The sequence below is a fragment of the Pantoea sp. S61 genome, from assembly GCF_016625145.1.
In the GTDB taxonomy this organism is placed as follows: Bacteria; Pseudomonadota; Gammaproteobacteria; order Enterobacterales; family Enterobacteriaceae; genus Pantoea; species Pantoea rwandensis_B.
The window spans coordinates 1-8,456 of the sequence record NZ_JACVUO010000014.1 but is presented as its reverse complement, the minus strand read 5'-3'; the positions used below and the strand labels follow the sequence as shown (position 1 = coordinate 8,456).

General features: G+C 50.0%; 6 protein-coding genes. 4 read left to right on the top strand and 2 right to left on the bottom strand.

Features of this window, described 5'->3' with window-relative positions; translation table 11 throughout:
• Positions 1-59 precede the first annotated feature (59 nt).
• Positions 60-755 carry an EAL domain-containing protein gene (locus tag IAE30_RS21755; protein ID WP_038644926.1) on the bottom strand — a complete coding sequence of 232 codons (696 nt, stop codon included), beginning with the start codon at positions 753-755 and terminating at the stop codon, positions 60-62.
• Positions 756-1,471: 716 nt separating this feature from the next.
• On the bottom strand, positions 1,472-3,451 hold the full coding sequence (speA, locus tag IAE30_RS21750; protein WP_045814693.1) for a biosynthetic arginine decarboxylase: 1,980 nt from the start codon (positions 3,449-3,451) through the stop codon (positions 1,472-1,474).
• An 803-nt stretch (positions 3,452-4,254) separates the two neighbouring features.
• Here speA and metK point away from each other — a divergent pair.
• From metK to IAE30_RS21730, 4 genes are all read left to right on the top strand, one after another.
• Positions 4,255-5,406 carry a methionine adenosyltransferase gene (gene metK / locus IAE30_RS21745; protein ID WP_038644924.1) on the top strand — a complete coding sequence of 384 codons (1,152 nt, stop codon included), beginning with the start codon at positions 4,255-4,257 and terminating at the stop codon, positions 5,404-5,406.
• Positions 5,407-5,698: 292 nt separating this feature from the next.
• Positions 5,699-6,094, top strand: a complete 396-nt coding sequence (locus tag IAE30_RS21740) for a polymorphic toxin type 44 domain-containing protein (protein WP_038644922.1) — start codon at positions 5,699-5,701, stop codon at positions 6,092-6,094.
• Positions 6,072-6,455 carry a hypothetical protein gene (locus IAE30_RS21735; protein WP_052059361.1) on the top strand — a complete coding sequence of 128 codons (384 nt, stop codon included), beginning with the start codon at positions 6,072-6,074 and terminating at the stop codon, positions 6,453-6,455. The genes IAE30_RS21740 and IAE30_RS21735 overlap by 23 nt, the downstream gene beginning before the upstream one ends.
• A 524-nt stretch (positions 6,456-6,979) precedes the next feature.
• A complete protein-coding gene (locus tag IAE30_RS21730) occupies positions 6,980-8,374 on the top strand; it encodes a sugar porter family MFS transporter (protein ID WP_038644920.1) in 1,395 nt (464 codons plus the stop codon).
• The last annotated feature ends 82 nt before the right edge of the window (positions 8,375-8,456 follow it).

Sequence of the window (8,456 nt, the reverse complement as noted above, 5' to 3'; positions counted from 1 at the left end):
CAAACCCATTTTTTGACATTTTATCTGCCCCCGATTATCCTGGCCGAACCCGCACCACTTCAGGATTGCTTAATAAAATCATTTAGATAGACACTCTGCCAGTGATAGCCCTGCATACCGTAAACTGCCTTATGCGCGAGCAGTTCGAGGTGTGATTGGCTTTCGACGCCCTCAACAATCACGCCTTTGCATAATTGGTTGAGGTGGCTAAGCAGCGTGTCAAAAATGTGACCGTCGCCAAATTGCCAAAAAAATTCTTTGTCAATCTTGACGATTTCAAATATTCCGCTATCAAGCATGGTCAGGTTGGAATAACCCGGACCAAAGTCATCAAGCCATAAAGGGGCGTGTGTCACCTTCGCGACACCTTTTAATATCAGCAGGTCTGCGCTGTTAAAGCGCGCGGTAAAGAAGGCGGATATCTCTAAACGCAACAACGTCAGTTTCGCCAGTTTTTTTTGTATTTCAGCATCTTCAAAAATACCGGCGACGATATCTCTATCCACATTTACACTGACTATCTGATCAAACCCTTTCTGGTATAGCTGAATAAGTTTTCCGATCTGGTGGAGGAATAACTGCCATTTCTCGTCAGCAGGAAGCCGACTGAAGAACCCTTCATCCCTGCAAGGGTTACGCTTATTATTAATATCTGCATCATCTGAGAATCGTGTAAGCAACTCCCATGCAATCAACTCCCCGGTGATGTCGTGAACCGGTTCTAACAAAAAAATGTATTCGGGTTGATTGCTCATTTCACGGTCCCTTCTGCAACTAACTGATACTCCTGAATTGTTAGGATTACTCATGTGAGAGGTAAGGGAAACATCGATAAAACTTAACACCTTAACTGAAGCCTAACGTACACCTTACAGTTTGAAAAATAGATTTTAGTAAACGTCGCCCCCAACTTTAATCGTTTAAAACTATCAATTTCGTGAGTGAATTTCTTTTAATTTCAGATAACGATCAGATAATTCCTGGAAAAATTTAACTTACCGCTAACCTTGACAGATCCAAAAAAATATAAGCAATTGATTTTAAATAATAAAAATTAAGTCAACAATTGTGGTAGTTTATTTTTGTCCTAAAATGCAGTTTTTTCTTTTGGAATTAATTGGCTCCAAAAGATTCCAATAAACTCAATTTCAAACCGGTACTATTCAACTCTTAATGTTTAAATTTTGATTATACATTGCAAGAAAAACATAACAGTCAGGCTACCTAATCCTTACGAAATCAGTAGTTAATGGAGGGGTATTAAGACGCGCGACACTGTGTGCTTTTGGCTTAATGAATGAAAATAAAGGAGATAGAAAAGACGTATTTAAAGCGCGAGTTTAAAACGCAAGGTTAAGATTCTTTGAAGATGATCTTCATCACATTTTAAATAAATAAAGAAGAAATAAGAAAATATAATGGCAGGGGAATGAAACGGGCCCTGACCAGGGCCCGCTAAGCGCGTTAACGATTACTCATCTTCAAGATAAGTGTATCCATACAGACCGCTTTCAAACTCTTCGAGGAACTGCGCGCGCAGGTCTTCGTCGATATCATGCTGCCGGGTAACCTGATCGCGGAACAGCGTCATCAAATCGTTCGGGTTCAGCTGCACGTATTGCAGCATGTCCGCCACGGTATCGCCTTCATCTGACAACTGCACTTCTACACTGCCATCCGGGAAGGCAAACACGTCAACCGCTTCGGTATCACCAAACAGGTTGTGCATATTGCCGAGGATTTCCTGATACGCGCCCACCATAAAGAAGCCCAGCATCGGCGGATTATCAATGTCGTACTCTGGCATCGGCATGGTAGTCGCAATACCGTCGCCATCCACGTAGTGATCGATGGTGCCGTCGGAGTCACAGGTGATGTCGAGCAACACCGCACGACGCTGAGGGATCTTATTCAGCCCTTCCAGCGGCAGCACCGGGAACAGCTGATCGATACCCCATGCATCCGGCATTGACTGGAACAGCGAGAAGTTGACGTAAATCTTATCCGCCATGCGCTCCTGCAATTCATCAATGATTGGACGGTGCGCGCGGTTGCTTGGGTCCAGATGCTGCTGGATATAGTGACAAATGCTCAAATAGAGCTGCTCTGCCCAGGCGCGCTGACCGAGATCATAGGTGCCGGAAGAGTAGCCAGTATGGATATCGAACAAATCCATCTGGCTATCGTGCAGCCATTCACGCAGCGAACGACGGACGTTCGGCTCGTGCATCTCTTGCCAGGTATCCCACAGGCTCTGAATCGGACGCGGTGAATCCACATCCGGTGCCACTGGCGTACTGAATTCGTTGCGCTCAACCCCAATGATGTTGGAGACCAGTACGGTGTGGTGCGCCGTCACCGCACGACCTGACTCCGTGATGACCGTTGGATGCTCCAGACCGTTCTCTTCACAGGCATCGCCAATCGCCCAAATCACGTTGTTGGCGTATTCGTTCAGGCCGTAGTTCACCGAACAATCAGACTGCGAACGCGTACCTTCATAATCGACGCCCAAACCGCCGCCGACATCGAAGCATTTGATGTTGACGCCGAGTTTCGCCAACTCCACATAGAAGCGCGCCGATTCACGCACGCCGGTGGCGATGTCGCGGATGTTCGACATCTGCGAACCGAGATGGAAATGCAGCAGTTGCAGGCTATCGAGACGACCGGCTTTGCGCATGATGTCCACCAGCTGCAATACCTGCGACGCCGCCAGACCAAATTTAGACTTCTCGCCACCGCTCGACTGCCATTTGCCGGAGCCTTGCGATGCCAGACGCGCACGAATCCCCAAACGCGGGATCACATTCAGGCGTTCCGCCTCTTCCAGCACCAGGCGAACCTCAGTCATCTTCTCGATGACCAGGTAAACTTTGTGACCGAGCTTCTCACCGATCAGCGCCAGGCGAATGTATTCACGGTCTTTGTAGCCGTTGCAGACGATCACGGAACGGGTTTTACCGGCGTGCGCCAGTACTGCCATCAGCTCAGCTTTCGAACCGGCTTCCAGACCCAGTGGTTCACCGGAGTTCACCAGCGACTCGATTACGCGCTTATGCTGGTTAACCTTGATTGGGTAAACCAGGAAGTAGTCACCTTTGTAGCCGTAAGACTCGCGCGCACGTTTAAAGGCGGCGTTAATCGAACGCAGGCGATGCTGTAAAATCTGCGGGAAGCAGAACAGCGCAGGCAGACGCTGGCCATCGGCTTCACGCTCTTTGACCAGCTTCGCCAGGTCAACGCGCACTTCCGGCTGATCCGGATCCGGGCACACGCTGATGTGGCCCAGCTCGTTGACGTCATAATAGTTATTACCCCACCAGGCAATATTGTAGGTACGCAGCATTCTGCTTGCTTCCTGATCGTTCATCGCCACCTCCTGCATGGAGCGGAGTACACCCTGTTCGCCAGCTGACGAACCCTTGATATTCTTCATGTCGTCAGACATCGCGAACCTCAATTTTCCGTTGAAATATGAAACAGTTGCCGGGTCTTGCTGTTGTGAGTCCGGGTAAACATTTCCCCATCCTGCTGAGCTCCGATTATCGGGTTGCCGTGCACGTTGCTGACTCTAAGTGTAAAACACCACGCCGCAGTCAGTAAAAAACGGGCCAAAAGCCAACGCTTGTACCGCGTAAGACGAGTGAAACACAGTGACAGAAATGAGGGAATAGCTTAGCCGGCGCTCGTGTCGGGATAATTACCGCAACGCGCAAAACTTCGACGAGAGAAAAGAATAAAACTGGATTGGGATAGGATTGCCAGCGCGCACATAGAGCGCAGTGAACCGGGAAGAAGAGAAGTGTGGTTCATTACTTTTATCACCTCCAACGCCTGCAATCAGCAAACGAGAAACGGCCTGGGTGAAAATCAGAGAACAGCTCTGACGGCGCGACGCACGGGGGCGTCATCCTTTTGTACTGTGGTCGACAGCAGCGGCGTTTTATACAATCTGCAGGGTGAAAAAGCAAAATCTTTGTCTGGATTCTGTGGAAGGTGTCAGGAATTTCTTCCATCAGCCCACTTGCGTAAACGTGCGGAATCCGAAAAAGCACTGGAAAAGTGCTCACTGTGTAACCTAGAATAGCCGTCCAGATGGTTTTCCATCTAAACTGGTTAACATCCAGGCGGTGTCGGCGAATGCGCCCATACTCCCTACTGCTCGCGGCTTTGCCTGAAGGGGCGTCGAGTTGGCCTGGTCCACTTACGCTATGCAGTCGAATTCAAACCATTTGTAAGGTAAAGAACAGAATGGCTAAACACCTATTTACATCTGAGTCCGTATCAGAAGGACATCCTGATAAAATCGCTGACCAAATTTCCGATGCCGTGTTAGATGCGATCCTCGAACAGGATCCTAAAGCACGCGTGGCCTGCGAAACTTACGTTAAAACCGGTATGGTGCTGGTTGGCGGTGAAATCACCACCAGCGCATGGGTTGATATCGAAGAAATCACCCGTAATACCGTACGTGAAATCGGCTATGTCCATTCCGATATGGGCTTCGATGCAAACTCTTGCGCCGTACTGAGCGCGATTGGCAAGCAGTCTCCTGATATCAACCAGGGCGTTGACCGTAGCGATCCGCTGGAACAGGGCGCAGGCGACCAGGGCCTGATGTTTGGCTATGCCACCAACGAAACAGACGTGCTGATGCCTGCTCCGGTGACCTATGCGCACCGTCTGGTGCAGCGTCAGGCTGAAGTGCGTAAAAGCGGTACACTGCCGTGGTTGCGTCCGGATGCGAAAAGCCAGATCACTTTCCAGTACGATGGCGGCAAAATTGTCGGTATCGATGCGGTTGTACTGTCAACTCAGCACGCTGAAGAAATTTCGACAGCCGATCTGCGTGAAGCGGTAATGGAAGAGATCATCAAGCCGGTACTGCCTACTGAGTGGGTAAATGCCAGCACCAAATACCACATCAACCCAACCGGTCGTTTCGTGATCGGCGGCCCAATGGGCGACTGCGGTCTGACTGGTCGTAAAATCATCGTTGATACCTACGGCGGTATGGCGCGTCACGGTGGCGGTGCGTTCTCTGGTAAAGACCCGTCTAAAGTTGACCGTTCTGCTGCCTACGCAGCGCGCTATGTCGCGAAAAACATCGTCGCGGCGGGCCTGGCTGACCGTTGCGAAATCCAGGTTTCTTACGCGATTGGCGTGGCTGAGCCAACCTCCATCATGGTGGAAACTTTCGGTACTGAGAAAGTCCCTACCGAACAGCTGACCCTGCTGGTACGTGAGTTCTTCGACCTGCGTCCTTACGGCCTGATTCAGATGATGGACCTGCTGAAGCCAATCTACAAAGAGACCGCCGCTTACGGTCACTTTGGTCGCGAACACTTCCCGTGGGAGCAGACGGATAAAGCTGCTCAACTGCGTGAGGCTGCTGGCCTGTAATTCAGACCGCTTCAGCGAAAAACAAGCCTCTTAAATAGTAATGCCGGTCAGTTAAGTCTGACTGGCATTTTTTTGTTGCTGTCTTCCCAACAGACTCACCATCCAAACTTTCGAGCTAACGTCATTTGTCCGTTTAATAATGTGACCCAGTGATCGTTCTACGTACGAACAGCGCAACTCTTTCAGCTAATCATTAACTGCCCGCAATTGCGCCCGTGGCGGCCTTTTAAGTTGTTTCTATTTATTACATAATCCCACACTAATAACATGGAAACTGCAAAGGGAGTTGGATATGGCATCACCACCTGGCATTGCCCCCAGCGGCGCAATTCAGATCTTACAAAACAATATGAGAGAAGCACGCAGTCGCGGCTATGGATGCAACATGGCATTGCCGCAAACGTATTACTGGTTCTACCAAAAAGTTCGCGGGCGTGGACCATGGGATTACAAACAATTTGATCCGTACTGGGCCGCATTTGGTAACTTTAACTTTGGTGCGACGGGTACTGCAGCGGGTATTCCAGCTGAGATTTTACTCATGGGAGCCGGATGGGCGCAGTCTCGTGCCGGAACCTCACGTCCTGAATGGGGAAACTGGCGAGGTGGCCCGCCTTATGGTGATGACCCCGAAGACCAACGTGCTATCCGGGAGGGCATCGATTATGCGCGCCAGAACGGTTATTAATGGTATCCACTGGCTAATCACGATCATGCTATTGGCTTTCGTTTGGTTTACTTATCAACCAGATCCCCGCGCGAATGATTCACTTCAGAGTGTGCGGCAGGTCAGTGCGGAACTATGGCTTTACACTACGCAAAACAATGATGGTGGGGCAACAGTGCCAACTGTTTTCCGTTATTACTTTCATAATAATGGCGGCGCCGATGTGAAGGCGCTAAACGCAGAATTCCCATTCCTGACAGGGGGAGGAACAATATCCTCTGTTGCGGTAGATGGCGACAGGATACATGTTGATTACAGCGGTAAGGTATACGGTATGGAAAACAAATCCGGCCCGTACTCCCTGAGTTATTCAATTAATTAACCCCGTATTTCTCTGTATAGGGTCCGCTTATTGCGTCATGCCAGCCAGTTAAACCTGACTGGCATTTTTTAACTGCCCCTGCTGTCGGCTCATCAAAACTGCAATGGTTTGCCCAACACTCCCTCATGAGTGGGGCTCTTCATGTCTTCTGATACCTCGCCCGTTAACCAGCCAGCACATTTTTCCCCGCCGTCTACACTTCATTTTCTCTGTTTACAACAAAGTGTTAACGATTACATTTTGAAAACCTTTTGTAATCTGTCATTTAGAGAATTTTCAGCGTAGTTATTCGCATTAAAATGCGTTATTTTCAGCGTCGTCTGATAGCCGATATTTAGAGAGATGTCAGAAACTTAAAGGGTGCTATACCTTACTGGTTACGTAACTACTTCAGGCGGAAAATGCTGGATTGCAGGGTTTCAGCGTGTGTAACCGATTACACTGATGTGATCATCCTCACTTTTTTCCGTCGGCAGGTTTCATAACATTGATAAAAACAATGATAGATAAACTTCGGAGGCATTATGCCTGGTAATACTCATAAGAGCAGAACGTCGAACAAGATGATGACCTTGTTTGTCTGCTTCTTAGCGGCTCTGGCCGGCCTGCTGTTTGGTCTGGATATCGGCGTTATCGCTGGTGCCCTGCCCTTCATCGCCAAAGATTTCAACGTGACTGCACATGAGCAAGAGTGGATTGTCAGCTCAATGATGTTCGGTGCGGCTGTCGGTGCGATTGGTAGCGGCTGGATGTCTTCACATCTCGGCCGTAAAAAGAGCCTGATGGCGGGTGCGATTCTGTTCGTGATCGGTTCACTGTGGTCAGCCATGGCGGTTAGCCCGGACATGCTGATTGCTGCACGTGTGGTGCTCGGCTTGGCCGTGGGTGTCGCGTCTTACACTGCTCCTCTGTATCTTTCTGAAATCGCACCGGAAAAGATTCGTGGCAGCATGATTTCTCTGTATCAGTTGATGATCACCATCGGTATCCTTGGCGCGTATCTGTCTGATACCGCTTTCAGTGACGCTGGCGCATGGCGCTGGATGCTGGGCATCATCACCATTCCGGCAGTGCTGCTGCTGGTGGGCGTATTCTTCCTGCCAAACAGCCCACGCTGGCTGGCGGCGAAAGGCGATTTCCGCAGTGCAGAACGCGTGCTGGCTCGTCTGCGTGATACCAGCGAACAAGCTAAACGTGAACTGGATGAGATTCGTGAAAGCCTGAAGATCAAACAGTCTGGCTGGCAGCTGTTCCAGAGCAACAGTAACTTCCGCCGTGCGGTGTTCCTGGGTGTGCTGTTGCAGGTGATGCAGCAGTTCACCGGTATGAACGTCATCATGTATTACGCGCCAAAAATCTTTGAGATTGCGGGCTTCGCTAATACCACTCAGCAGATGTGGGGCACCGTCATTGTCGGTCTGGTCAACGTACTGGCGACCTTTATTGCGATTGGCCTGGTGGATCGCTGGGGCCGTAAACCGACGCTGGTGCTGGGCTTTATCGTGATGGCTGCCGGTATGGGTATCCTCGGTACCATGCTGCACATCGGCATCAACTCTGCATCCGCACAGTACTTTGCTGTCGCCATGCTGCTGATGTTCATCGTTGGTTTTGCGATGTCTGCGGGTCCGTTGATCTGGGTACTGTGTTCAGAAATTCAGCCGCTGAAAGGCCGCGATTTTGGTATCACCGTATCGACCGCAACCAACTGGATTGCCAACATGATCGTCGGTGCCACCTTCCTGACCATGCTCAACACGCTGGGCAACGCGCCGACCTTCTGGGTGTACGCAGGTCTGAACGTGTTCTTTATCCTGCTGACCATAGCGCTGATTCCCGAGACCAAAAACGTCTCGCTGGAACACATCGAGCGCAACCTGATGAAAGGCAAAAAACTGCGCGATATCGGCCAGCAATAAGGTCGATAAGCGATACGAAGGGCTGCCGATTGGCGTAATGCCGATCAGTTAAGACAAAAATGATCGGTTGAACGATCCGGCA

Bases quoted from the DNA above. Each gene is read 5' to 3' on its own strand.
- IAE30_RS21755 (WP_038644926.1), bottom strand. From the start codon at position 755: ATGAGCAATCAACCCGAATACATTTTTTTGTTAGAACCGGTTCACGAC.
- speA (WP_045814693.1), bottom strand. From the start codon at position 3,451: ATGTCTGACGACATGAAGAATATCAAGGGTTCGTCAGCTGGCGAACAG.
- metK (WP_038644924.1), top strand. From the start codon at position 4,255: ATGGCTAAACACCTATTTACATCTGAGTCCGTATCAGAAGGACATCCT.
- IAE30_RS21740 (WP_038644922.1), top strand. From the start codon at position 5,699: ATGGCATCACCACCTGGCATTGCCCCCAGCGGCGCAATTCAGATCTTA.
- IAE30_RS21735 (WP_052059361.1), top strand. From the start codon at position 6,072: ATGCGCGCCAGAACGGTTATTAATGGTATCCACTGGCTAATCACGATC.
- IAE30_RS21730 (WP_038644920.1), top strand. From the start codon at position 6,980: ATGCCTGGTAATACTCATAAGAGCAGAACGTCGAACAAGATGATGACC.